Source organism: Pedobacter foliorum (assembly GCF_013266735.1).
GTDB lineage: Bacteria > Bacteroidota > Bacteroidia > Sphingobacteriales > Sphingobacteriaceae > Pedobacter > Pedobacter foliorum.
The window spans coordinates 122,796-149,241 of the sequence record NZ_JABSNU010000001.1; the positions used below are offsets into that span (position 1 = coordinate 122,796).

The window sequence follows — 26,446 nt, forward strand, 5'->3', positions numbered from 1 at the left end:
CAAGAAATTTTAAATAACATTAGGATCGGTAAACTCCAAACTGAAGGTCGACCCTTTGCCTGGTACACTATTAAAGCTTATGCTGCCTTTCTGCATTTCAGTATACTCTTTACACAAGATCAGCCCCAGACCCACACCTTTTTCGTTACTTGTGCCATAAGTTGATACAGCATAGAGCTTAAAAAGATCTTCCTGCCTAGCCATGGGAATTCCTACACCGTTATCTCTGATGTGCAGCCTGACATAGCCGGAATCATTAGAACTGTATAGGTGAATTTTCCCTTCGGCTGGGGTAAATTTTATGGCATTATTAATCAGGTTCCTAATCACCAGCTTAAGCATATCCAAATCAGCAGTGAGTTCAATATTCTGATCAATATCCACACTGATTTTCACAGCTTTTATATCCGCTGATGCCTGTTGCACAAGCAGACAGCTTCTTACTATTTCCGACAAATTTAATTTCAACATATTTACACTGTTGCCTCCATCCATTTGGGATTTGGTCCAGTTCAGCAAGTTGTGCAGCATCACCTGCGTATTCTTTGTTTCATTAAGCAAGTTACTTTCCAGAAAGCGGCGTTCCTCCGGAGATAATTCATATTGATGAAGTGTCTCCAGGAAAATGGCGATAGAATTAAGTGGAGAACGTAAGTCATGTGACAGAATAGATAACAACCGGGTTTTAGCGTCATTGGCTTCCTTAAGCGCAAGGGAAGCCGTCAGCGCATTATTCTTCTCTCGCTGATAATTGTTGATCAGATAGGAAAGTACGGCGCCTATACATACCACTACAGCAATATAGGTTGTTGCTGTGTCAATAAACAAATCGCTTCGTTTTGCGTAACTGATCTGAACAGATCCGCCGTTATAATACTCAAATAATAATAACCCACTAACAATTCCTACATTGATGAGCATCCAAAACAGGTACTGCCGGGTTGGCATTACCGAAAGTGTAAAAACCAGAGAAAGGAGGTAAAGTATTAGTGTAGGGCCATGTATACCTGAATTGATGAAATAATTAAAAGCCATTAGCACACTTGTACCTATACTAAATAAAATGAAACTAAGCCGCAATCTCCCAAAATACCTCGAATTGATATACATTGCTATGGTTACAAGCCAAGTAGCTAAAATCGCGACATTGACAAAAGGCACCTTTATCAAAATATTAACCAGTCCAGCTAAAGGAAGACCAATCATGGCGATCAGACTTACTTCATGAAATATCCTGGATTGGAGTGGTGTGTCAGCATTATTGCCGATCAATTGAGAATGTAGCCGTCTTATACCGTTAATCATCAAAAGAGTTGCCTGTTTTAAAGTAACAAATTTAATGAAATCTTATTATTCTAACTGAAGTATTAGATTCCCTGAAATATTCGTATTCATTTTATGCTGATTTTAGATCACAAAGCTCAATTTTTACTTTCCGAAAGGCTCAACATTAGAAACATGGATTGTAAAAATAAAAGCAACAAATGAGCCATATAGTAAATAAAAATTGAGCCTTAGAACAAATAACAATTCAATTAAAGTGAAGAAATTTGTTGCTACAACATATTTCGCAGGATGTAAACAAACCCATGGGTTGTTAATGAGGTAGTTTATTTTTTATTACACCGTAGCCGTAAGTCCCAATCAATGCCCCAAGTACAACAATTCCCATAGACCAGTAACCGTATCCGATATTCACAAACATTGGTCCGGGACAAGCCCCAGTTAGTGCCCAACCCAACCCAAAAATTAATCCTCCTATAAGGTAACGCTTCCAGCTCTTATCCTTATCATGGAAGATGATTTGGCCACCCTGGATATCTTTCAGTTTGATTTTTTTGATCAGGTACACGGTGATAAGGCCAATTACTACAGCAGTACCTATAATTCCATACATATGGAACGATTGGAAGCGGAACATTTCCTGAATTCTGTACCAGGAAATCGCTTCAGATTTTGCCATTACAATGCCAAATAGTATTCCAGTCAGTATAAATTTTATTCCTTTCATGTTTTTAAAATATTAATGGTAATAAAAAATGTGTCATCATCAGGCCGCCTGCAAAGAAACCAATTACTGCAATTAGGGAAGGGAGTTGTAGGTTTGATAAACCACTAATGGCATGTCCGGATGTACAACCTCCCGCGTAACGGGAGCCAAAGCCTACTAAAATCCCACCAAACAATAGGATTATGATGCCCTTAGGCGAGCTGATGAATTCGTAACCGAAGATCTGCGAGGGATTTAGTTGCCCGTCAAAAGTAATGTTCAGCTTAGCTAGGTCATTAATTGTAGCTTGCGAAAGCTCAACAGGCGCTTCACTCTTGAGTAGGGTTGCCGCAATTACACCACCAATAATAGATCCAAAAAGAAACAGCAGGTTCCATTTCTGAGTCTTCCAGTCGAAATCAAAAAAAGAGTTTCTTTTTCCGGCACCAGCAATAGTACACAAGGTTCTCAGATTGGAGGAAAAGCCAAAGGATTTTCCAAAAATAAGAAGTAAGATCATAACAAAGGCAATGGCAATTCCAGAGGCATACCATGGCCAGGGTTGTTTAAGTATTTCCAGCATATTATTTTATTGGTTGTTCATTTTACTTGGACAAACGTAATCGGATATTTGGAGTTTTCCCGATTCCTTGATAGCCTTAAAGCCACCTTTAACGTCGATTAGGTTATCAAAGCCACGAGCGCGAAGAATGGAGTTGAAGATCATTGATCTGTATCCCCCAGCGCAATGGACGTAATAAATCCTGTCCCTGTCAATTTTGGGCATATTTTCATTAATGTTGTCCAGTGGTACATTTTTGGCATTTAATAAATGCTCAGAAAAGTGTTCAGATGGCTTACGGACATCAAGAATATTTGAACTTCCGGATTTCTCCATTCGGTCAGCCAATTGGTCTGCTGTTATGGAAATAATTTCGTCTGTTTCTCTTCCACTTTTAATCCAGGCATCAATTCCGCCTTTAAGGAAACCGATAGCATGGTCATAACCTACTCTTGATAATCTGGTCACTACTTCTTCTTCTCGTCCCTCATCGGTAATCAGTAGAATCTGCTGGCTGATGTCCGGTATCAATGCGCCCACCCATGGTGCAAAACCACCGTCAATACCAATGTTAATTGAATTGGGAATAAAGGCTTTTGCAAACAACTGCGCATCCCTGGTATCCAGCAGTACAGCACCGGTTTCATTTGCCAGGAATTCAAAAGGTTCGGGCGTTAACGCATGAGTACCTTTTTCAAGTACCGCGGTAAAGCTGTCGTATCCTTCTCTGTTCATCTTAACGTTCATAGGGAAATAGGCTGGGGGTGGGGTCAGCCCTTCTGTTACCTCTTTGATGAATTCTTCTCTGGTCATATCGGCTCTCAATGCATAATTGGTTAATTTCTGGTGTCCCAGGGTATCTGTAGTTTCTTTGCTCATATTTTTGCCACAGGCAGATCCGGCGCCATGTGCAGGATACACAACAACATCATCGTTTAGCGATATTATTTTTTGACGCAGGGAATCAAATAAAATGCCTGCGAGCTCTTCCTGAGTCATGTGTGCTGCTTTCTGTGCAAGGTCCGGACGACCCACATCTCCTATAAATAGCGTATCTCCGGAGAACAATGCAGTTTCCTGGCCTTGTTCGTCAATGAGCAGGTAAGAAGTGGATTCCATGGTGTGTCCAGGGGTATGTAAAACTTTAATAGTAAGCTTACCTAGCTTAAAGATCTCTCCATCTTTCGCAACATGAGCCTGGAAAGTTGGATTGGCATTAGGACCATAAATAATCGGTGCTCCGGTTTGTTTAGACAAATCTATATGGCCCGAAACAAAATCTGCGTGAAAATGTGTTTCAAATACATATTTAATGTTCGCTTTATTTGTAATGGCTTTTTCGATATAAGGAGCGACTTCTCTTAAAGGATCGATAATGGCAGCCTCATTTCCTGATTGGATGTAGTAGGCACCTTGTGCCAAACAGCCGGTATAAATCTGTTCTATCATCATCTTTTCTGTTTTTTTAATCGTTTTGTGTTTCACAAATTTCGTTGGAAAGTCAGGCCTGGACGGTGACTAAAATCACCTAAGCGTTTTTATGTTAAAATTTCTTTTACAATAATATAAATGCCCATAACCAGAACAAACCAGCCAAACCCTTTTTTCAGTTGCGCTCCAGCAATTCTTTTGCCGATAAGGTTTCCGACGAGCAGGCCCGTTACGGCAATTGCGCTAACGCTGAGTAGGAATTTCCATTGAATATCAAAATGACCAAGGTCGCCTACAAAACCAATCAGGGAATTCAGTGCGATAACGAGCAAAGAAGTTCCGATTGCTTTTTTCATAGGAAGCTTCAATAAGAATACCAGTGCGGGAATTAATAGAAAACCTCCGCCTGCGCCTAATAGTCCAGTTACCAGTCCAATAGAAACGCCATAGCCCAGAAGTTTAAAGAATTTAATGCAGTCTTTGCAGTCCTGTTCCTGTGTATCATCATGTTTGCTTCGAATCATGCTTATCGAGGCCATTAACATCAATACTCCGAAAAGCAACATGGTAGCTAATGAACTACTTATGGAATGGCCCGCCATAGGGAATAAATGGATTGGGATAGCTGGAACGATAAATTTTCTGGTGACAAATACGGTTACAATGGAAGCCGCCCCAAAGAAGAAGGCGGCTTTTAGGTTCAACTGACCTCTGCGATAGTTATTGACTGCCCCAATTAGGCTGGTCGAGCCTACTATAAAAAGAGAATAGGATGTAGCCAGTAGGGGGCTGATCCCAAAAAGATACACCAATACAGGCATGGTTAAAATCGAGCCACCTCCACCAATCAGGCCCAGAGAGATGCCAATAAATGCCGCCGCTGAATACGCAATAACTTCCATTTTTAATCTATTTTAGACAAAATTGGAAGTTCTGACAGGCGATAACGGTGACTTAGGTCACTCTGATGAATTATTTAAGATATTCAATGTAATTTCTGTGCAGTATCACTTCTCGGCGCTGTTCCATTTTTTTCAGTAGTCTTGAAATTACCTCTCGTGAAGAATTAAGATCGTTGGCGATTTCTCCATGCGTGATGGATAATGATCTGGTTTTTAGATCACTGAATTTTTTCTCCAGATAAAATGCCAACCGTTCATCCATACTCTTAAAAGCAATATTGTCAATCACGGTCAATAATTCCTCAAAACGACTTCTATAGGTTTCCAGTACAAAATAGTACCAGGTTTTATATTCTTTCATTAATGTATCCATCAGCGATATTGGAATCATCAATCCTATAGTTGGTTCAATGGCCCTAGCCATTACCTCGCTGGTTTCCTGTTTGGTTGCACAGATCATAGACAACGCACAGGCATTGCCTGGTTGTAGGTAATACATAAAAAACTCATTACCGTCCTCTCCTTGACGATACAGTTTAACCAGTCCCTCAACGATTAGTATTGTAGATCGCATATTTTGGCCGGTATGCATGAGCATTTCGTTTGCAGCAAAGGTCTTCAATGAGCCGTTTTCGATCAATACTTCTTTTAATTTGGGCTCAAAAGAGGGAAAAAGGGAATTTATATAGGTTTGTATAGTGGGTTCAGCATTCATGTCTTACGGCCTGTTAGTACTTTGCGAAATTACTAATTAACTGCGTTAGTGCCTAATTTATCATGTTTAGCCATCTTGGGAAACCGGGTCTTGTTAGCTGTATTTATTTCATCTAACAAGACCTCTGATCTCACCGCAGATGTTAATTTAGCGAACCAATGATTTCCACAAAATTGCCATCAGGATCCTGAACAAGCATAAAATGCAGGTCTTTGTTCAGTGGGGTCGGGGTGCTACCCAAAAACTTGACTTTTTGTTTGGTCAGTCTTTCAATAACCGGTTTCAATGACTTTACATTGATGGTTATATACTGCATTCCCAAATCGTCCTGAACATAAGTAGGTTTGCGATGAGCCGCCTTCTTTTCAAAACTCATCAATTTAAATTCCGTGGCCTCCGAACTGTTTTCCAATTTCAGAATTGTGATCGAAAAAGGAATGCCTCCGGAAAGTCCCGATCGTTTTGTGAAATCCTTGTCCAGGCTGAATCCGCCGGCCTTAACCATGCCAATGCCGTTGGTATAAAAATCTAAGGCCCGGTCCAGGTCTGAGACGACCACACCGATATTGATCACTTTGCTGGAAAAATTACTTTGGGAGAAGGCTGCTTTGCTATTTATCATAATCGATAGCACCACAAGTGTTTTAAGAATAGTTTTATACATTTTTTTTTGTGTTCAGGTAAGTGATATTTATTGAATAACTTTCATAATTCCGTTCATAATTCTCCAATGCCCTGGGAAGGAGCAGATGTAAGGGTAATCGCCAGTAGCCATCGGCACTTTAAAACGAAGTTTATACTTGCCCTCCGGGTTAACCAGTGTGCTGGCAAATAGTACCTCGGGCATTTTAGGTACATATTGTTGATCTGCACCTTTGGGATCCTGAGCGAGTTTATCTGCCGCTGCCCCTACCTTTTCCATACTGCCTCGCTGAAGGATCAGCAAATTGTGCTGCATGAAATCTATATTAGAAAACTCCACTTCAACAGTTGTTCCTGCCTTAACAGTGAAAGTCTTCTGTTCGAATTTCATGGCATTTACAATTGGAGTGATTTTTATGATCTGATCAGGCTTTCCCGTTGAAGCTTCCGGTTCAGCCGGTTTGCCCTTAGTCATGGCCATTTCATGCCCTTGATGAGTGCCGGCAGCTGATTTTTCATGTTTATCGAGTGCGACTTTCAGGGCCTCTTTGATCCATCTGTCTTCGTTATTCTGGCCTAGTCCGGCCATTGCCTGCAGTTCTTTGCCAAGTTCAGCAGATTCAGGTAAATCGGCTACTTTCAATATGGCTGCAAGCCTGGTGTTTAAGTTCGGATCGTTCAGCAGACCTGCCTTACTGATCGCCTGAAGTGACGCAGAGCTTGCCGGCAAAACCTGTAAAGCGGCTTTCCGCACCCCTGCGGAAGGGTGTTTCAGTGCTTCCACAGCCACGCTGAAAGCTTCTGAATCTGAACCTTCCAAAAGATTAAGGCCTTGTAATGTCCACAATGCATGAATTGCAGGGGCATTGATGCCCAGCTCGTCCACAGTTTTGTCTTTGATCAGCTTGTAAAGCTCCGGTGCTATTGCTGTATTTTTATCTTCTACAATCAGTCGCTGCGCGGTCATTCTCCAGAACATATTATCGCTGACCAAACCCAGCAGCAGGGACGCATTGTCTTTTCTGTTCAGGGATTTGATAGGGGCTGGTTTTGCGTTGTTGTACACAACCCGATAGATCCTGCCGTGTGTTCGGTCTCTTAAGGGATTGATATAGGCGTTTCCTTTTCCGTTTTCAAATCCCTGCGGAGTAGGGTTGTGCTGGATAATGAAGTTGTACCAGTCCAGAACCCAGACTGCGCCGTCAGGACCAACCTCGGTTTGCACAGGTCCAAACCATTCATCAGCGCTCGCTACAAAGTTCCAGCCGTCTTTTTCGGCAAAACCTGAGCCAGAAGGTTCTAATATGGCCTCGTGCACTACACGACCGGTAGGTTCATTCACAAAAGCGATTTTATTCCAGTATCTTTTAGGGAAGTTTCTGGCGGTGTAAAGATTATGGCCTGCCGCTGCAGTAAAACCGTTGAATACGTCAACCTGACGGAGGTTTTTAGTCACTACATGCATTGCGTAATGGCCGTCAATCTTATCGATTGATTTATCTGCCGGCTGTTTGATCCTGTCCAGGTAGCTAAAAGGGATACCCAGGAAAGCGCTGTGGGTATTGTTGGCCGTGGATAGGAATATGTCATTGTTTTCAGAAAAACCAAGCCCCCATGTGTTGTTACTGGTGGCACCCATAAATTCAATATTTTTTCCGTCTACATCAAAGCGGTAGGCGCCCTGGTTGAACTTGGTAGATCCGTGAAAACCCGAATAGCCGACCGTACCCCAGATCTTATTGTCAAAGCCATAGTGCAGGCTTGACGGTCCGGCATGGGTATCATAAGTACCCCAGTTGCCCATAATCTTCTCACGAACGTCAGCTTTGTCATCACCGTCGGTATCTTTCAGGAAAATAAAGTCAGGGGCCTGGGCGATGATCACCCCGCCGTTTGCAAAAACGATGCTGGTGGGAATGTTGAATTTGTCCGCAAAGATAGTGAACTTGTCAGCCTTGCCATCACCATCGGTATCCTCGCAGATTTTTATCCTGTCTTGTCCTTCGCCTTTTACATCCCTCACCGTGTTTGGATAATCCACCGTTTCTACAATCCACAACCGGCCGCGTTCGTCCCATGCCATGGCAATAGGCTTTAAAATATCTGGTTCTGATGCGAAAAGTTCCATTTTAAAATCTACCGGAGTCTGGGTCATCAGTTGAGATTCATTTGGGTTCAGTGCGGCCTGTAGCTGAAAACCTCCTGGTCTTTTTTCATAGTTAGGTAATTTGGCATCAGAATAGGCAGGTATGGGTTTAGGTAGTTTATTCCACTCTTTTTTTGCAGTATTGTTTACCGCCCAAAGCAGGCCATTCTGCAACAATTTCAGAAAACCGGGGTTTCTCCAGGTACGTTCGTCATGTCCATATGCAGTGTAAAACACATTACCCTTGCCATATTTTTTTACCCAGGTGTAGGGCTCTTGGTGGTCTCCCTCTACGCGTTCTGTTAGTACGTGAATATCCTTAGCCAGCTTATCGTGAACATAAGTCTCATCCCATGTAGTAAAATCCGTAATATCTTTCATTGCCGGATGTTTCTTGTCTGTTATGGTACTGGTGAATTCGCCTGTACCATGTGTTTTGAATTGGCCGCCCACCATATCAATATAGGCCGGAGAATTCTGGAAGCACCAAGAGGCGCAGTGTACAGGGATGAAACCTTTACCGCTTTTCACAAAATCCAGTAAAGCTTTTTCCTGTGCAGGAGTAATCTGGTCGTGATTGGCATAAATCATTAAGCCATCATATTTGGCCAGGTTTTCCTCATTCAGATCATTTGGATCTGTGGTATAGGAAATATTGATTCCATTTTTGAAAAAATCCTGCGAGATGATCTCTGCGAATTTTTCGGAGTTGTGATTTTTACCCTGGTGGCCGAGTAATAGGATTTCCAGGCGCCGACCCTGATCTTTGCTGATTATGCTGCCTTTAAAGCTGATCATCGCGACCAGGAAAAGTGAGGCTAGTATAAGGTATTTTTTCATTTGTTAGTGATTTGTGTGGTGTTTGGTTTTATTTGAACAGTAATTGAGAAAAGTTATACAGGTCTTTTTTCCAAACCTGGAAATCATGCTTGCCAGGTGCTTTGTAATAAATGTGGTTGACGCTGTTTTTAGCAAGGTATGCAGCCGTCCTTTCGCTGATGTTGATCAGGTTGTCCTCGGTGCCGCAAGAGATCCATAGCAACCGGAGTTTTTTTTGTGCAGCATTAACATCTGGAATCAGTTCCTCAGGCTGTTTGGTATTGGGAGCTGAAGAAAAACCGCCTACCCAAGCGAACTTATCCAGGTTACCCAGTCCAAAGTTCAGGGCCTGACCGCCACCCATAGACAGGCCGGCGATGGCGCGCTGCTTCCTGTCTTTGATAACCGAATAGCGCTGCTCTATAAAAGGGATCAGGTCATTTAAAAGATCCTTTTCGAATGTTGCAAATGCAGCTACCTTATCTGCGGCCATAACATTTCCTGTCGGCCGGTCATCCGCCATTGCTCTGCCGTTAGGCAAAACAACTATCATTGGCGCAAGCTTTTTATCGGCATACAGGTTGTCCAGGATGTGCTCGGGACTTCCATTTCTCAGCCATTCGTATTCATCTCCGCCAATCCCATGCAAAAGATAGAGCACAGGATATTTTTTTTGCTGCGAATATCCAGGGGGAAGGTAAACGATTGCGCTTCGTGTGGTTCCAACTGTTTTGGATACGTAACTGATGGTATCCAGGCTACCATGCTGAATCCCACTGCGAGGTACATCAAACCCTTCCGGTGGTAGTCCGGGTTGCTGTGCATAAATGGTTATTGCCAAACTCAGCTGTATTGTCAAAAGTAAAATCAATTTTTTCATCTGTATATTTTCTATTATAACATTTATTTAAAACCTGATTACATTCCAGTAGGCAGTTTTGGGCTGCAAATCTTTATCAAATAACAGTGGATAGTTCTTGCGCCCACGAACCGGGAAATTATCCAGCCAGCTGTAACGGTCAGAGAGGTTCCAGAAGGTTACACCTGTTACAGTTCCTTTATGTTGCCGGAAAACGCTAAAGAATTTTCCATACTGTTCTGCTTGTTGCTGTTGCAGTTCAGCGGTAAATGGGGAATTAGATGCCGCGCCAGCCTGCTCCGGAATATTCCCGTCAGTGTAAATGGAAACATCAAGTTCAGTCACTTGTACTTTAATCCCAAGTGAAGCATACTGGTTAATGGCCTGTTTGAGCATTTCTTCTGATGGATCTTTTACTGACCAATGTCCCTGAAGACCCACCGCGTGTACAGGGACACCCGCATCCCTGAGTTTTTTCAGTAAGGTGTAAATGCGTTGTCTCTTCTCCGGATATTCTGTATTGTAGTCATTGTAAAAAAGCATTGCTTGAGGATCAGCTTGGTGGGCATATTCAAAAGCCTTTGTGATATAGTCCTCTCCGCAGATCTTGTACCATAGTGAGTTGCGTAAAAACTCCTTAGGGTTATCCGATACCGCTTCATTAACCACATCCCAGGCATAGATTTTTCCTTTGTAGCGGCCTACTACCGCATAAATATGTGCTTTTAGTCGCCCGAGTAAAACCTCTTTTGTCACCTGATTTCCCATGCTGTCAACAAACATCCATTTTGGTGCCTGAGTATGCCAGCATAAATTGTGTCCCCTTACTTTAAGGCCATTTGCAGTAGCGAAATTAACAATGGCATCAGCGCCTTCCCAGTTGTAGCGATGTTCTTCCGGATGGATCGGCGCCATTTTCATTACATTCTCGGCTGTTAAACTATTGAAGTGCTTCAATATAAATTTGCGTTGGGCGGAATCTTCCAACTGCCTTGGCGTCACCGCAACGCCAATCGGAAAAAAGTTCTTATAATAGTCTTTTAGCCCTTTTTTATCTTCCTTTGGTTGCTGTGCTGACAAACTCCCAGAAATGAAAAATAGCGCCAGGCTGCATACCAGAAATGAAAACTTAATTTTTTCTGATGAGTTCATTTTGTTTTAAACAACATTTCCATTTATTTTTAATACAAAGGCGTTCTTTCCTGGTGCCTGTTGGGGCAGGTTAACTGTCAATCCTTCAGTATTTTGTTTAAACGCAACCGCGCCCTTATGTCCAAGCAAACTAACTTTTTCTACTTTTCCGGCAGTTCTATTCAATGATTTGATGAGCGCCTTTCGATCTTCAGGCCATCCTAATAAAGTAGCGTAGAGTATTGATCCTTTCTTTACAAACCGGATGTCTGAAGATCCGAATGGCTTGCCCTTTCCTTCGTTGAAACCCTGGGCACTCAGTGCCGCCGCAGATTCCATGGCAGGTCCTTCACCGAATATTTTCCAAGGCCGCGTGCCGTATATGCTTTCACTGTTGATCTGCATCCAATCCGTGATGCCTTCCACTACAGCGAGTTCCTTTTCATCCATAGAACCATCTCCTCGTAGTGGTACATTGAGCAGGAGGTTTCCATTTTTACTGACTACATCGATGAGGGTATGGATCACCGTCTTTGCTGATTTATAATGGTTGTTCTCATACACCCTGCGGTCGTAATGCCATTGCCCGATGCAGGTATCCGTTTGCCAGGGCAGAGGTTCTATCGAGTTACTCTGGCCCCGTTCAATATCCCATACCATACATTTGCGCTGCTGTTCATCCAATATCTTTCCATTGATGACCGCCTTGAGTTTCCCGTGCTTTTTAATGCTCTTGTTATACAGGTGAGCTGCAATACGCAGACCGGCATCATCTATCGGCCATAGGGGCAGGGCAGTATCATCAAAATAAACCAGTTCCGGCTCATATTTATCAATCAGGTCGATGGTTCTGTTGTAAAAATTTTCGCAATACGCCTTGCTCGGTGGATATACGCCGTTTCCCCAGTTCCACTGCCCGTGGATGGATCCGCCGTCGAGACTATTTTGGCTAAGCGGGTGGTTTTGCGCGTAAAGCTCTTGCGGATCATATCCCTGCCACCATTTTCCGGTTCCGTCAGCAGCGGTTAGCTTGCCGTCATAGGGAATTCCCTCCATAGGGCCCGACTTATCAGCGCGCTGCGCGGTCTCGTACCACCTCCATGCGTGAGCAGCGTGCACACTAACCCCTAACGGCAGTCCCTGTTTCTTGGCTGCTTTAGCCCAGCCCGCCATTAGGTCTTTTTTCGGGCCCACATTAGTCGAATTCCATCGCTGGTGTTTACTATCATAGAGATCCAGATTGTCATGATGGTTGGCAAGGGCTACGAAATATCGGGCACCTGCTTTTTTATAAAGTGCTACCAGTGCCTCCGGATCCCAGTTTTCAGCCTTCCATTCATTGATTACATCTTTGAAGCCAAATTTGGAAGGGTGGCCATATTTCTTACAATGGTATTTGTATTGATCACTGCCTTCTTCGTACATGCCGCGTGCGTACCAATCACCACGCTCAGGTTGGCATTGTGGTCCCCAATGCGCCCATATTCCAAATTTCGCATCCCTATACCATTCCGGTACCTGGTACTGCGCCAGCGAATCCCAGCTTGGCTGGTAGGGGCCAGCTGCATTGTTTGTCAATGTATTTTGTAAAAATACGCTACCATAAGAGCGGGTTGCATACAAACTTGCCAACCCGGCAATGCCGCCTTTAATTAGTGTTCTCCGTTTCATATTATATTACACAATTGCAATCGATTGCCTTTTTTAGCGTGTTTAGTCGTTTTTAACAAAACTTGCCTGGAAAGTGGTTTATATTCAGTTTTATCTTTGTGCTAGTTAAAGCAGCTCGAACTCAAAAATACGTGTGTTTAGTTGTTAAAATTAGACAAAAACAGACTAATTTTTTTCTAAAACAGATTAATAGAAATTTATTACCTTGGCTTATGATCAAGCGTATACTTACTCATAATTTTTCACTGCTGAATGTGGATGCTGTGAAACTTGATTTCCGGTGGAACTATAAAAACGTTGTGAGTCCTTATCACCGCATATATTATATAGCGGGTGGGGAGGGGGAGATCTCCCATTTCGAAAAGAAACTCAAACTCGAAAGCGGATATTTATATATTATACCCAGCTTCACCTTATGTAACCTGGTCTGCAGCGGCTCGCTTGACCAGTATTTTGTGCAGTTCTTTGGGGAATCTTCTGACGGAATATCACTGTTTGCCGAAAACAGGTCTATTTTCAAGGTTCCCGCAATGGAAATCGACATACTTAACTTCAAGCGTCTTTTGCTGATCAATCCCGGACGTGGTATTAACCGGTCTGACGATCCAAAAATTTATGAAAAGGACGTCTTTTATCAGGAATATCAGGAGCTGAACCACCAGCAGAATACCGCCCAGTTTTTGGAGACTCAAGGTATCTTACTTCAATTGATGGCAAGATTTTCAGGACCTGAAATTATTACCCAAAGAGAGCGACAGCAAATCCCGGTAAAAATTCTGGATACCATCAGTCATATTGTGGTTAGTCTACATCTCCCGTTGTCAGTGACATCACTTGCTGCCCGGATACATCAGAATTCAGAATATTTCTCGAGGTTATTTCAGCAATATACCGGATCCCGCCCTTTAGCTTACATAACTGAAAGACGAATTGAGCGTGCCCAGTACCTGATCATGACCAGTAACGCTAAATACGCGGATATTGCACAGCAAACCGGTTTTGAAAATCTTTCTCACTTCTCCAGGACATTTAAAAAAATCACTGGCATGAGCCCTGGTGAATATAAGAAGAAACACTCAGCCCAAACTTAAGGGCTTGAAGGTGCCTTCTATCACCATTAATTTTTATTCAGCTTAATGAGCCACTGTCTGATATAAATTCCGGCTGGCGTAAGCATGGTTGATGGCCATTGTCCGGAGGCCGAGGCGCCGGGTAAAAGCAGTGCAGTGGTTTCTTTTTTATCAGTTAGGTTCCAATTGGCAAAGCTTAGCTTGTGCTGTTCCATCCAATTCAGCCATTTATCACTTTTTTGCTCATCAAACACACCATTTCCATTAGATTCTCCAACACCCCATTCGGTCACCATAACAGGAAGTCCAAGATTAAGCGCATCGTCTGCTTTCTTCATCAATTTCTCCTGATGAGTAGGATCAGATGCGTAGAAATGAAATGAATAAGCAACGTTGTTGAAACCTTTAATAGGATCTTTTGCCGCTATGTCGATATCCTGATCCCAGTTGGGACTGCCAACTACAATAATGTTTTCCTTATCATTTTTGCGTATTTCGGCGATAACTTCCAAGGCATAAGCTTTTACCTCTTGCCAGGCTATGCGCTCAGGTTCATTCCATATTTCATAAATAACATTAGGAACACCTGAATATTTTGCCGACATCTTTTTAAAAAAGGATTTGGCTTCCTTTACATTCACATTCGCATGGTGATCGTGCCAGTCTATTAAAACATATATCCCTTCTTTTAACGCGGCATCAATAACTGCTGTAATGAGTTTTTCCTGACCTATGGGGTCTTTCAAATACCCGTTGTCGGGCTCAACCGCCATGGAAACCCGTAATAGATTGATGTTGAAATCTTTTTTTAACCATTGAACCACTTCGGGATTATAATATTTTCGCCCTCCCCATATACTCCACGATAAACTTATTCCCCTCAGCTGTGCTGGTTTGTTGTGGCTGTCTAAAATTTTACCGTCCTGAACTTTTAAAGCTCCGTGTGAGTTCACTGCGTTAACTTGCTGTGCTTTGCAAAATGTTATTGACCATAACAGTAGCACAATTACTCCTGAAATTTTGATTACGTATTGTTTACTGGTTACCATATAAATACCTGATGAAATGGCAAGATAGCTATCTGTCGGGATTCATTTGATAAAAAACAGACCTTGGAATGTTAATTTCACTTTGGTTTTCTAAACCTTCATTCTTTTATGTCTTCCTCGTGGTATTCCTTTCCTAAAGTGCCATAAACAACGCCAACATTCTTAAAGTAGTCGCTAAACAGCTGATACTTCTGTGTGCATAAAACACCAATATAAAATTTATTGGAGCTTGGCTGATTTTGACTACATGTAAAGCAGATTTCAATGTAATCCAGTACTTTGTCGTTTGCACTCAGAAAGATAAAAGCATTTCTGGGCTCAAAACATTTTCCAAATGATTCGAAATGCATCTCATCTTTTTTCTTATAATCAGTATTGAAAATAAGCTTTGTAAGCTCATTAATCTGTTTTTTACTTAGTTGCTTTATTTCGATCAGTGTAGTTGTGTCCAATACCCCATTATTTACATATAGACCTCTTCTAGGGGATTCATCTTGTTTGCCCTCTGGTTCTTGACCAAAGCCGCGATACTTATACGATACGGCCAATACTTTTGCGGCTTTCGAAAAAGGGTATTTCGCAAGGCGTTGTTCGTTAGTATATTTATTGTAGAACGCACAATCGCTATTCTCTTCTTTTAAATCTTTCTCCCAATTTGTAATTGACTTGGCTCTTGCCACTTTTTTCTTCGTTGATTTGGGTACTTGCGCGAATAGTGCAGAGTAGCATAAGCAGAGTAATACAATAAATGGAATTGTTTTCTTCATGGATCGATAATTGGAAATCCATTTGACTATAGTAATTTCCTGATTGATCATGGTCAGTTCTTTTCTTATCCTACTTGTTGGCTATCCCCCGTTTTATGATATAAACAAACTAGATAAAGGAGATGTAACTTTTGGTTGATAGGTATTAAGTAATTAAATTTAACGCTGTCAATGATTAGTTCCAATAACTTCAATAATTCCATTCTCGCAATAGTGCTTCTCATGGCGGTAGTATTCGGGTGTTCAAATGCAAATCAACGGTCGAAGGTGGGAGTGCTTACGCTTAAACCCGATGTAAAGGAAATGATTGCTTTTGCAAATATGAGCCACGATGAAATGATTGAATATCTTAGTGAGGGTAAAGGATTTGTTTTAGATTATTCAGATGTTATATATAAGCAACGGGTAACTGAACTTAGCCTGAGAGATTCTAACAATAGTATAGAAGTAATAAAAACTCAATGGAAAGATCGGGATAGTCTTTTTCATAGTATTCATTACGAAGTTAGACCGTCTAAGGATATTGAAGCATTAGGTGAAAATATTACGAGCAATGGTTTTGTCTTGGTTGAGCACAATTCTCAAGCTGAAAGGGAATACTGGCTTTATCGCAAGGATAGGTATTCATTAAGCGTTTACAAATTTAATTCTAAAACTCTACCAGTTTCCGTAGAACTACATAAATATTAGTTATATTACTTATAAGTAGCTGATGTGTTTTTGAAGCAAGAAGCTAAGAGGTTTATAGTAAGAAAGGGCTATAGGAGAGTGCGCGCTTAATTCAAAATATACAAAGATTTGATTTTCATTTAATAATATTGGTTAATTTAGAAATTTATTGAAAGATTAACTATAAACGCTCATGGCCGCCATACAATTTGGAGAAATAGAAGGAATTAAAGAAGGAGATACTTTTATAAGCCGGCAAGAAATGACCAATAAAGGACTTCATCGAAATACCGTACAAGGTATAGATGGAAATGGTGAACACGGCAGTGCTTCAATCGTTTTAAATGGAGGTTATGAGGATGATAAAGACTATGGTAACTTAATTATTTATACGGGGCATGGTGGTAATGTTAATAAAAAGCAAATCAGAGATCAATCGTGGGATGATCCTGGTAATAAGGGACTCTTAATAAGTGAAATGCACGGTCTTCCTGTACGTGTAAGCCGTGGACCAAAACACAAATCTAAGTTTAGCCCTGAAAAGGGATATCAATATGGTGGTTTGTATATGGTTACAAGCCATAAGTATAAGAAAGGGGCTCATGGATTTTGGGTTTGTCTTTTTAGATTAGAAAAGATATCATCAATAGTGTCTAATTCTTTTGATATAAGGGAGTTGTCTGTGGATTATAAAACAGGTGAGACTTCAAGGGTGGCTAGTACAATACTAAGGATAGTGAGAGATACTAGGCTTTCAAGAAAAGTAAAAGAGCTTTATAATTACACCTGTCAGATCTGTGCTTTAAGAATTGAATTTAATGGTGTTGGTTATGCAGAGGCGGCACATATCCGTCCTTTGGGTAAGCCACATAATGGTAAGGATCTTTTGAATAATTTACTATGTTTATGCCCTAATCACCATGTTATGTTTGATAAAGGACACTTTACCATCAATAATGATTTTTCGTGTGAAGGCATCTCCGAAGGTATTACTGTATTAGATGGTCACATTTTGGACCCAGATAACCTAAACTACCATAAGGAGCATCACAAATAGAGCCTTTTAGCAGTAATTAAAACAGGGTGTTCATAAATTCCAAAGTCGAATCTAGTAATGAATTAACTTTGCCTTCTAGAATTTGGGTATATGGTAACAAATTTAGATTCATGACATCTATTGTAAGGCAAAACTAAGGGCTTACCTCATATTTGTCACCATTATTTGTAAGTTTTTTACTGAATATTATTGGATGCTTTGGATATTTGACAGATTGGTTGAACTTTTTTTAGTCTCTAAAACTAATGCTGTACAATAAGATAGCCTGATATTAAGTGATTTTAACGGAAAGGAATTAATTAGATAACTATAATTTTATGGTTTTAAAGCTCAGGTTTTTTTTGACAAATTGGATTAATTTCCTCTGGATCTTTGTTGTCGTTTACCTCTCCATTATTATTGCGGTTTTGAGCGAAATTTCTTCAGTAAATGATTTGGGTGATCTATTAATTTATGGATTTGTAGGTGGTTTGTTTACTATTTTTCTTTTTGGATCTTTTTTCTGGATTGGTTTTATTGCGATTATGTTTTTTTTGGATATGATTTTACTAAATGCAAATCGAGAGTATTTATTAGGAAAATTATTCCTGGAATGGGTAATAGCAAGCAGTCCATTTATTTATTGGGGAGTTAAATATTCTGCATGGTTGTTTTTTATGGCTGTGGCAGCCTTTCTTATAGCGCAGTGGTATAGAGCAAAAGCAATTGATAAGATCATAACCTTGCATGAATAATTTAATCTATGGAAATTTTTCAAACAATATTAACGCTTAGGGCAAGAAAAAGAGGGTTTCACCTGATTACTGATGAAGTAGAGATAGCCTTGCCAGAAATTAAATTACTAAAAACTGGGATCTGCCAAGTATTTATTCAGCATACTTCTGCTTCCCTTACTATTAATGAAAATGCGGATCCAACTGTTCGGAAGGATTTTGAAACTTTCTTTAGTAAGGCTGTTCAGGAAGATGATCCAGATTTTGAGCATGACTATGAAGGTTCTGACGATATGCCTGCCCATTTAAAGTCATCAATTTTGGGTAGCTCAGTAACTATACCTATTCGTAATGCAAGGTTTGCATTGGGTACTTGGCAGGGTATATATCTTTGCGAGCATCGTGATTGTGGAGGTGAAAGAACTTTGGTTATAACTGCTTGGGGCGAAAAGGTACTGGGACGTTAAGATTCCGTTTTTATCCCTTGTTTCATAAACTGAGCAAATGTACTATAGTAAAATCGCTATTTGAACTGAGATCGAATTACTATATTTATGGTTTAACCAATTCTTAAATACAAATGAAATCCTTTGGAACATATACTTGCTCATCCTGTGGTAAGGAACACGATAATTGGCCTGCTCTAGGTTATTCATCCCCCGCTTTTTACGATAACTTATCTTCAGAAGAAAAGGAAAAATGTGAACTTAGCGATGATTTTTGCATCACAGATCTTGAAGGACAAACTGATCGTTTTATACGCTGTACTTTGACGCAAAAGGTGAATGATCACTGTGAAGATTTGGAATACGGAATTTGGGTGTCTTTAAGTGAGGCTAGTTTTGATGACTATTATGATAATTACGATGATGGAAATCACGTGACCACATACTTCGGTTGGCTGTCTAGCAATCTAATTGGCTACGAGGATACGTTGAGTATTCCTACTAATGTAAATACTAGAAAAGATAATAAAAGACCAGAAGTTATTCCTCATAAGGATCACGACCATCCCTTTGTTAGGGATTATTACAATGGTATCTCAAAAGAAGAAGCGGAGCTTAGGATTAAGGAAATGATTGAACAAGTTTTATAATGCTTTTCAAAAAAACTATGGAAGTAAAAATTGAAATACCTAAATTTAGTAGAGATACGGGAATAACCTATCTATGGACTGAGGGTTTCGAGTTAAATGTAACTATAGATAACAACGTTGTTATTATTAAAGCAAATAAGGAAGGACTTATTTCGATGGCTAATCATTTATTAAATTTAGCTCAAGACGGTATACCCAAAAACCATCATATGCATTTCGACGAATTCAGCTCATTGGAGGGAGGCTTAGAGGAGCTTATAATAGAGAAAATATAGTAAACATGGATTAGTTTGCTCAAAGTAAACCTAAGTAATAGTTTGTAGAGCACAAGTGATGTAACACTTAGTCTATCATAGTAACAAATGACAATTTCTAGTCATTTTTCCAATTGCCCTTAATATATACTTTTGGTAACAGGATTCAAACCCTGTTAACCTGTCAGCATATGAAAAAGCTAATCTACTTAATTACAGTATTCATGATTACTGTGTGCTGTAATGCGTGTAAAAAAGAAAGCAATACTCCCAAAATATTCGTCGATTACAATTGGACGGCTGGCTTAGAATATTATCACGACGAAATAGTGGGGGATATCTACTTGAATAGTGATAGGTCAACTGTTTATGGTCCTGTAAAGGGTGGGTCGTTTGCGTACAGCTATAAGTTAGTGTCAGACGACAAAGAAAGAAAAGGCTTCTTTGTTTTAAACGCACCACTTGAAGGGAAAAGAAGCTATTCAATTGGCATTTACAATGACAGCTTTGATGTTAAATACTTCGACCAAAAATAAATCTTATGAAAACTCTAATCTTACCTAAATCCTTCCTAATAATTATTTTTTCATTGATTCTTTTCTCATGTAAAAAAGGATCTTCAGAGGCTCCTGTATCGCCTAAAGTAGAAGAAGAGAAAGAGGTTGTAAAGGACCCTCCAAACATTTATGTGGTTGGGTATGAAACTTCACCAGCAGGTGTTGTAGATGGGCAGACTACATATTCCGCTACAATCAAATGCTGGAAAAATGGAACGAGCGTTAATCTTGGCGGCAATCTTGGCAGAGGGAATGCGATAGCAATTTCTGGTGATGACATATATATAGCTGCTACATTAAACGAGCCTGGTATTTCTTTTGGCTCTTATACTAGTAAAGCGGGATATTTTAAAAATAGTACGGCGGTAAGTATTGCTGAACCAACTTCCCGAGGAAACGGTATAGCCATAAGCAATAATGATGTATATGTTTGTGGATACGACCGACATAAAGGCGTTGTAGCTTACTGGAAAAATGGAACGATTGTAAACCTTAGCAGTACCAAAGCTACTGCAGGAACTGCACTTAGCATTTTTGTAAAAGGAACCGACGTATATGTTGCAGGTTATGAAACCACTGGCACTTACGCTATAGCTAAATATTGGAAAAACGGCGCAGCAGTTAGTCTTACCAATGGAAATAACGAAGCGTCTGCGGCATCAATTACCGTTGTTGGGACCGACGTATATGTAGCGGGATATGAAAAAGTTGGATTGACATTGATCGCCAAGTATTGGAAAAATGGCACTTCGGTAAATCTTGGAGATGGCAATAATGATTCATATGCCAATTCAATTGTTGTTGTTGGTAATGATGTATATGTTGCTGGGGGAGAAAGAACCGGATCCATAGAGACGGCGAAATATTGGAAAAACGGCACGCCTGTTGATCTTGGTAGTGGTAGGGCAAATGCTATTGCTGTACTTGGGACGGATGTGTATGTGGCGGGTGTAGATGGTGCTAAAGCTAAATATTGGAAAAATGGCACCTCAGTAAATCTTCCTCTTGGTAATAGTGCCACTAGTGGAGTAGCAAGCGGTATTGCGATTGTAGCAACTAATAAATAAATATTATTCCATCCTAGGTGCCAAAAACAAAAATGGCATAGCGATAATCTGTAAAGAGCAGGCTATAACACTGAGTATTCCATAAACTGGATAAGTATCAAAATCCTTTAAAACGGGTTGTAAAGCAAACACGCTTATTACTGTGATAAAGGTGAGTACCCATTTTAACCAGTCCTTACCTAAAAGAGCAAAATACCCTAAAATAGCAATTAAGAGTGCGGTTTCAAGTACGAGATTGCCTGTGGCAATATGCTTAGCATAATGCAGAATATGATTTATTAATGTAACTGCTGATGCTGTAAAGAGTAGGTAGGCGGCAATCTTGTAATTTTTATGAATAGGTTCTTGCATAGTAAAAGTTCCCTCTTTTTTAAGCGCGGGATTACAAATATAGATAAAGGGCCAATAAGTGAGTTACACCAATGAATAGACAAAGTGGGGCGTAATATCGAGTATCCATTTTTGCAAATACGCTTTGTGTACGTCTTTTAGTAAATCCTACATTGTTAAAATTGCCAATTGCGCGAACGAGAAAAATTGCACCAATAGCTGTAATAGCGTAATTCATTGTGTTTTTATTTAATTCAAATTTTATCAAACCGCTGTAGGCAAGGTCCGTTAGCATGAATAATAGCAATCCTAATGCAACTATAAGTGTACCCATAACTCCAGGATTGAATAGTTTCTTACCATTGCCATTAGTCGGAACGACTGCATTTTCTCCCCATTTGCCACCTAGTGCCCAGTAGACATGAATAGCCGCAAGGCAGAAAAAAATTAGGCTATTTATAACAAGTAATATTTGAATCATTTATCAAAAGTTAGATACTATTTGTTTCGTCAAAATAAACAATCATATCAAAATTATTAGCTATTGATAAATTTTTATTTACTGGAAAACTTAAACCACCTATCATTCTCATTTCTTTTTGTTGCGTTAAAAAAGAACTTAATTGATTGTCAGTAATAGCTTCATGGACATCTAAAATAAAGTTTTTGTATTTGCATTGCTTAAAATAGTACTCGTAACCATTTTTAGAACTTACTTCGGGGTAGTATAAAGGTTGCCAATCAGAAATAGGTTTGTTTTTAGTAGCAGGTATTCTTACACTAACATTTCCTTTGTTTATATCAGTGGCAATTACATAATATTTATCACTGTAATCTCTATTAAGATATTCTCCCATTGGAGGTTTATTGTATAGGGAAGTTTTAGCAACGTGCCCATTGTGTGCCCAAATGATTAGTTTTTTATCATTTGTACTTTCTTTTATTGCAATTAAGTTTTCTGCCAGGTATTTATCTCTAAAACCTATTTTGCTATTAATACCAATAAAATTGTGGTAATTGTCTATTAACTGAATCAGCATTTTGCTGTTCAAATTTTTCGGTAAACGAGTACAAACCATTCTGAAATTATCAAGGTTCTCTTTTTCGATTTTATCAAATTGCGCGTTTTTAATTTTTAATAGAACTTCTCTATCAGGCTGATTAATATCCTTGTTTGAATCCAATATTTTATCAATCGCACCACTGAATTCCCTTATTTCTAAGCCATACACATGTACTTTATTTTGCTCGCTCTTTGTTTTGTTGTATGCTCTTAGCCACAGAAATAGGGGTTTGTAATTAGGACTCATAGCAGTACTATCAATCGAGCCATTTATATAATTGTCTATTATCTCTAGTGCTGTGTAATCTGCTTCAAAAGCAATGGTTTTGTAATTAAGATTAGAAACCAAATAGCGAATTAGCCTATCCTTATAGGCATATACTTCTTTGGTTCCATGGGTAACTTCCCCAAGCGCTATTATTTCCTTTGTACTAAGGACTTTGGATAGGAAATCAATATCAGTAAAGCTGGTATCAGGTTTTAGTGTGTTAATAGGCTTAATAACGTTGTTGAGTTTGTTAATTATTTCTATTTCTTGAGCAAATAATTTAGAAGAAAGGAGGATGAGCAAAAGAAAGGGAACTAGTTTTTTACACTTCGGCTGTTTCATAGCTAAATATAACAATCTAATGGTTGGATGCTTTTACTTTAACAGTCTTTAACAGGTTATCTGCATTGCCTTGCTAAAGGCAATGGATACATGTTTTATGGTTAATGCTGAGATTGTCAAATGATTTGGCATTGCAAGTATTCCTGAGAACATATTGCTGGATGAGAAACAGGAACATAGTTGCGATCAATATTTATGTTTTGTAAGGTTTTAATGCTCAATTATCATAGCTTTAAGTAACCAAATAATATTCTTATGATAATTAAATTAACTCACTCTCAGCGGTTAAAAATAATGCATGGTATGAAGCATTACTTTGCCGCCCTAATCATTCTATTCAGTCTTGAGACTAAGGCTCAAGAATCAGTGGGGATACAATTTGAAAAAAAACTTACATGGTCTCAGGTTAAAGAAAAAGCGAAAAAAGAAAAGAAAATGATCTTTGTAGATGCGTACACAACATGGTGCGTACCATGCAAAATAATGGAAAAAAACATCTTTCCGGATAAGGAATTGGGCGCATTTTTTAATGAAAACTTTATAAATGTTAAGGTTCAGTTCGACAAGACAAAAAAGGATCCGATTACCGTTAAAAGATGGTATAAGCAGGTGGAGGTTTTCCAGACACAATACAATGTCGGTTCTTATCCAACGTATTTCTTTTTTAGTCCGGAGGGTACTTTAATGCATTTCATTAAAGGCGGAGGCTTAACTGCCAAAGAATTTTTGGAAAAATCGCGCATAGCGCTGGAGCCAAAAAGTCAATACATAACCCTTAAAAACCAATATAAGAAGGGTAATAGGGACAGCACATTTCTTTTAGACCTCATCAGCGTTGCAAAGAGTGCGCGTGATTTAGACTCAACCGGTGTTTTTATTAACAGTTATCTTGCTGTAGATAGAGGCTGGCTTAAAAAGCAAAACCTTGAATTTATTGCCATAGCCACAAGTAAGAGCTCTGATATTGGGTTTAACTTTTTACTTACTCATCAAGCAGCTATAGATTCATTGTTGGGCAAAAATAAAAGCGCTGAGCTTTTACAAGTAATTGCATACGACGAAATCGTATTGCCAATGACAAGAATTAATGGAAAGAAGACAAGTTATGGTGGTACACTTGTTCTCTACTCTGGTGAAATTATTAAGGATGTTAATTGGGCTGCGATTAAAGAAAAATTAGATATTAATTATGCGCCATTTTCGAATGAAATAATCGTAAACGCGAAGCCATTCTATTATCAAGGCCTTAATGACTGGGGTAATTTCTGTGGATCGGTTTCTGAAGCTTTTGATGAAAAGATAATAGACTTGGAACAATTAAATAGCTACGCAAATACGGTTCTAGTAATGTGCCCTGATGAAAAGTATATTAAAAATGCTTTAGAATGGTCGGAAATATTGGTTGCTAAAGTAAACAAGGAAACTCCCGGGTATTATAAAACCAATGCGCTTATACTTTATAAATTAGGACAGAAAGACGCGGCAATTAAAGCTATGAATCAATTTATTGAAAATTGTGCAGTTCCTCAAATCCAGAACGAAGCAACCCAACAACTGGAGAAAATGAAAAAAGGCGAAGCGATTTAAATAATACTTCTTAGGTTAAAGATATCAAATTATATGTGGTCGTATGAAAGCTCTCAACTACTTTTTATTCATACTCTTATCTTCTTTTACTAGTGCATATGCTCAAAATACGTTAACGGGCAAAGTAATAAATGAAAGAACAGAGGAGGCTGTACCATTTGCTACAGTGACATTCCTTAATACAAAAAAGGTACAAATGCTGATGCTAATGGGGTCTTTAAACTTAAAAGGATCGAAAAAGGCGCGAAAGATACTTTACTATTTGTGGCAGTAGGGTATCTGCCCCTAAAGTTGGCAGTAAGTGACTTGATTGCATCATCGGAAGTTTACCTGCAAGAAGATATAAAAACGCTAAAGGAAGTAAACATCAGCGACAAACGCAAGGAACTGATGGTTAGGAGTTACAATATCGGTACTCATTTGTATTTCAGAAATAACGGTGGGCAACTTGCAAAAAGATTTGAAATGCCAGCCACGCATCAATATTTGAAAGAAATCTGGATTAATAGGAATTTGACTAATTTTCCTTTCTCAACTGAAACCAGATTTAGAATTAACATTTACAATGAAAATCCTGAGACTAAAGGTCCCGGAGAAAGAATCTGCCTGGATACCATTGAGGTTCATGATTTGAATAACAGTGAGATCAGAGTCGACGTTAGTAAGTACAATATTTCCATTACCAGCAATCCATTTTTTGTGGGGATTGAAACGATCCCAATTCCTTATAATGAACGGTATTATATCTCTAGATATACCATTGGAGCCGGTAGTATTGAAGAGCGTAAATCTCCTGAATATTACGAAATAATGTACCAGCCATTTGTCAGCATCGGGCGTCCAAAGGATAACGAAGGCTGGTCATTACCACTTGTTCCGGGCTCAAAATGGATAAAAGTCAATATTGTTCCGGCGATAAAAATTGTAGTCAATTAATTATGAGATACCTACTATTTGTCAGCATCATGTTTAGCACTCTTGCTACGGTGGCTCAGGAAAACCTGATTCTAAATGGAATTCACAAGGATAGCGTTTGTTTTTATATCGGCTTTCAAAAGGTAAATGAACAGTTTAACTATTTACAGGCCGCACAGAAATTCAGTACTGAAAAAGCTGGCAGCATATTGCAGCAGGTAGAGCTGGGTAGATTGATTATACCTGCTAACGTTGTGGAATCTCGAATAGTTGAACCGACTAATACAACCTTCCTGCTACATATATACGACGTTGACAGCTTGACCGGCGCTCCCGGTGCTTCATTAATTAGCGAGCCGCTGGAGGTTAAAAACCGGTCGAACCCAATTGTTAAGATTGATCTTAGGAAGTACAAAATCAGGATTCCGGGTAAAACTTTTTTCGTCAGCATTGAATGGCTAACAAACTCAATAAATCAGCGATTTATGCAATTGTCTGGAAATATTGAACTTGTTCCAGGAAAGCGTTTCAGGAAAACCGCCTTTATTTACCAACCTTTTGTTGGCATGGTAAAGAACAAGAAGACTACTTCTGATGCATGGGTTATGACGTCCGAGCGGCAATGGAAACTGTACACACACAATATGCCTTACATGACTGATATAGCCATATCTGCACATCTCGTAAACAATTAAAACTAACACAGACATGATGTTCTCAAAAATAGCTATTCACTATTTAAAGTATTTTAGCTGGAAATAGTGTATTTTTGTA

28 protein-coding genes are annotated in these 26,446 nt (G+C 39.5%); 12 read left to right on the plus strand and 16 right to left on the minus strand.

Translation table 11 applies throughout. The features are described from left to right. Positions 1-9: 9 nt before the first annotated feature. From HQN83_RS00535 to HQN83_RS00585, 11 genes are all read right to left on the minus strand, one after another. Positions 10-1,305: a sensor histidine kinase gene (locus tag HQN83_RS00535; RefSeq protein ID WP_173087525.1), complete on the minus strand. Its 1,296-nt coding sequence runs from the start codon at positions 1,303-1,305 to the stop codon at positions 10-12. Positions 1,306-1,597: 292 nt separating this feature from the next. Continuing rightward, positions 1,598-2,011, minus strand: coding sequence for a DUF6691 family protein (locus HQN83_RS00540; RefSeq protein WP_173087527.1), 414 nt, complete (start codon positions 2,009-2,011; stop codon positions 1,598-1,600). Positions 2,012-2,015: 4 nt separating this feature from the next. Next, a complete protein-coding gene (locus HQN83_RS00545; RefSeq protein ID WP_173087529.1) occupies positions 2,016-2,573 on the minus strand; it encodes a YeeE/YedE family protein in 558 nt (185 codons plus the stop codon). Positions 2,574-2,579: 6 nt separating this feature from the next. Then, positions 2,580-4,004: an MBL fold metallo-hydrolase gene (locus tag HQN83_RS00550; protein ID WP_173087531.1), complete on the minus strand. Its 1,425-nt coding sequence runs from the start codon at positions 4,002-4,004 to the stop codon at positions 2,580-2,582. Positions 4,005-4,090: 86 nt separating this feature from the next. Further along, entirely contained in the window at positions 4,091-4,885 is a 795-nt protein-coding gene (locus HQN83_RS00555) for a sulfite exporter TauE/SafE family protein (RefSeq protein WP_173087533.1), read from the minus strand. A gap of 70 nt (positions 4,886-4,955) precedes the next feature. Beyond that, on the minus strand, positions 4,956-5,600 hold the full coding sequence (locus HQN83_RS00560) for a Crp/Fnr family transcriptional regulator (RefSeq protein WP_173087535.1): 645 nt from the start codon (positions 5,598-5,600) through the stop codon (positions 4,956-4,958). A 142-nt stretch (positions 5,601-5,742) separates the two neighbouring features. Next, positions 5,743-6,264 (minus strand): VOC family protein, encoded by a 522-nt coding sequence (locus HQN83_RS00565; protein ID WP_173087537.1) that lies wholly within the window; start codon positions 6,262-6,264, stop codon positions 5,743-5,745. Positions 6,265-6,291: 27 nt separating this feature from the next. Then, complete coding sequence (locus HQN83_RS00570; RefSeq protein ID WP_173087539.1) at positions 6,292-9,228, minus strand: PVC-type heme-binding CxxCH protein; 2,937 nt, start codon at positions 9,226-9,228, stop codon at positions 6,292-6,294. Positions 9,229-9,256: 28 nt separating this feature from the next. Further along, the gene (locus tag HQN83_RS00575; protein ID WP_173087541.1) at positions 9,257-10,087 is read right to left on the minus strand and encodes an alpha/beta hydrolase; all 831 of its coding nucleotides are present in this window, start codon (positions 10,085-10,087) and stop codon (positions 9,257-9,259) included. 27 nt (positions 10,088-10,114) lie between these two features. Continuing rightward, positions 10,115-11,218, minus strand: coding sequence for an endo-1,4-beta-xylanase (locus tag HQN83_RS00580; protein WP_173087543.1), 1,104 nt, complete (start codon positions 11,216-11,218; stop codon positions 10,115-10,117). Between the two features lie 6 nt (positions 11,219-11,224). Further along, on the minus strand, positions 11,225-12,868 hold the full coding sequence (locus HQN83_RS00585) for an alpha-L-fucosidase (RefSeq protein WP_173087545.1): 1,644 nt from the start codon (positions 12,866-12,868) through the stop codon (positions 11,225-11,227). Positions 12,869-13,398: 530 nt separating this feature from the next. Here HQN83_RS00585 and HQN83_RS25235 point away from each other — a divergent pair. Further along, on the plus strand, positions 13,399-13,959 hold the full coding sequence (locus tag HQN83_RS25235; protein ID WP_246254136.1) for a helix-turn-helix domain-containing protein: 561 nt from the start codon (positions 13,399-13,401) through the stop codon (positions 13,957-13,959). 26 nt (positions 13,960-13,985) lie between these two features. On the opposite strand, the gene HQN83_RS00595 is transcribed toward HQN83_RS25235, so the two are convergent. Both HQN83_RS00595 and HQN83_RS00600 read right to left on the minus strand, forming a co-directional pair. After that, on the minus strand, positions 13,986-14,987 hold the full coding sequence (locus HQN83_RS00595) for a glycoside hydrolase family 5 protein (protein WP_173087549.1): 1,002 nt from the start codon (positions 14,985-14,987) through the stop codon (positions 13,986-13,988). A 98-nt stretch (positions 14,988-15,085) separates the two neighbouring features. Beyond that, complete coding sequence (locus tag HQN83_RS00600) at positions 15,086-15,754, minus strand: hypothetical protein (protein ID WP_173087551.1); 669 nt, start codon at positions 15,752-15,754, stop codon at positions 15,086-15,088. A gap of 222 nt (positions 15,755-15,976) precedes the next feature. On the opposite strand from HQN83_RS00600, the gene HQN83_RS00605 reads away from it, so the two are divergent. The 8 genes from HQN83_RS00605 (at position 15,977) to HQN83_RS00640 (ending at position 21,167) form a co-directional block, all read left to right on the plus strand. Next, a complete protein-coding gene (locus HQN83_RS00605; protein ID WP_173087553.1) occupies positions 15,977-16,444 on the plus strand; it encodes a hypothetical protein in 468 nt (155 codons plus the stop codon). A 172-nt stretch (positions 16,445-16,616) separates the two neighbouring features. Further along, entirely contained in the window at positions 16,617-17,480 is an 864-nt protein-coding gene (locus HQN83_RS00610) for a YDG/SRA domain-containing protein (protein ID WP_173087555.1), read from the plus strand. 407 nt (positions 17,481-17,887) lie between these two features. Further along, entirely contained in the window at positions 17,888-18,214 is a 327-nt protein-coding gene (locus HQN83_RS00615) for a hypothetical protein (RefSeq protein WP_173087557.1), read from the plus strand. 8 nt (positions 18,215-18,222) lie between these two features. Then, the gene (locus HQN83_RS00620; RefSeq protein WP_173087559.1) at positions 18,223-18,660 is read left to right on the plus strand and encodes a secondary thiamine-phosphate synthase enzyme YjbQ; all 438 of its coding nucleotides are present in this window, start codon (positions 18,223-18,225) and stop codon (positions 18,658-18,660) included. A gap of 113 nt (positions 18,661-18,773) precedes the next feature. Continuing rightward, positions 18,774-19,289, plus strand: coding sequence for a DUF2199 domain-containing protein (locus HQN83_RS00625; RefSeq protein WP_173087561.1), 516 nt, complete (start codon positions 18,774-18,776; stop codon positions 19,287-19,289). Then, the gene (locus HQN83_RS00630) at positions 19,289-19,564 is read left to right on the plus strand and encodes an Imm32 family immunity protein (protein WP_217277282.1); all 276 of its coding nucleotides are present in this window, start codon (positions 19,289-19,291) and stop codon (positions 19,562-19,564) included. Before HQN83_RS00625 ends, HQN83_RS00630 begins: the two co-directional genes overlap by 1 nt. 170 nt (positions 19,565-19,734) lie before the next feature. Next, the gene (locus HQN83_RS00635; protein WP_173087563.1) at positions 19,735-20,079 is read left to right on the plus strand and encodes a hypothetical protein; all 345 of its coding nucleotides are present in this window, start codon (positions 19,735-19,737) and stop codon (positions 20,077-20,079) included. A 5-nt stretch (positions 20,080-20,084) separates the two neighbouring features. Further along, complete coding sequence (locus tag HQN83_RS00640; protein ID WP_173087565.1) at positions 20,085-21,167, plus strand: hypothetical protein; 1,083 nt, start codon at positions 20,085-20,087, stop codon at positions 21,165-21,167. Positions 21,168-21,170: 3 nt separating this feature from the next. On the opposite strand, the gene HQN83_RS00645 is transcribed toward HQN83_RS00640, so the two are convergent. The 3 genes from HQN83_RS00645 to HQN83_RS00655 are packed head-to-tail and all read right to left on the minus strand — an operon-like array spanning position 21,171 to position 23,185. Beyond that, entirely contained in the window at positions 21,171-21,518 is a 348-nt protein-coding gene (locus HQN83_RS00645) for a hypothetical protein (RefSeq protein WP_173087567.1), read from the minus strand. 31 nt (positions 21,519-21,549) lie between these two features. Beyond that, the gene (locus tag HQN83_RS00650) at positions 21,550-21,978 is read right to left on the minus strand and encodes a DUF3995 domain-containing protein (protein WP_173087569.1); all 429 of its coding nucleotides are present in this window, start codon (positions 21,976-21,978) and stop codon (positions 21,550-21,552) included. A 10-nt stretch (positions 21,979-21,988) separates the two neighbouring features. Beyond that, a complete protein-coding gene (locus HQN83_RS00655; RefSeq protein ID WP_173087571.1) occupies positions 21,989-23,185 on the minus strand; it encodes an erythromycin esterase family protein in 1,197 nt (398 codons plus the stop codon). A gap of 240 nt (positions 23,186-23,425) precedes the next feature. Between HQN83_RS00655 and HQN83_RS00660 the strand changes: the two genes are divergently transcribed. The 3 genes from HQN83_RS00660 (at position 23,426) to HQN83_RS00670 (ending at position 26,367) form a co-directional block, all read left to right on the plus strand. Continuing rightward, positions 23,426-24,757: a thioredoxin family protein gene (locus HQN83_RS00660; RefSeq protein WP_173087573.1), complete on the plus strand. Its 1,332-nt coding sequence runs from the start codon at positions 23,426-23,428 to the stop codon at positions 24,755-24,757. A 264-nt stretch (positions 24,758-25,021) separates the two neighbouring features. After that, positions 25,022-25,693: a hypothetical protein gene (locus HQN83_RS00665; protein ID WP_173087575.1), complete on the plus strand. Its 672-nt coding sequence runs from the start codon at positions 25,022-25,024 to the stop codon at positions 25,691-25,693. Positions 25,694-25,695: 2 nt separating this feature from the next. Further along, entirely contained in the window at positions 25,696-26,367 is a 672-nt protein-coding gene (locus tag HQN83_RS00670; RefSeq protein ID WP_173087577.1) for a hypothetical protein, read from the plus strand. Positions 26,368-26,446 lie beyond the last annotated feature (79 nt).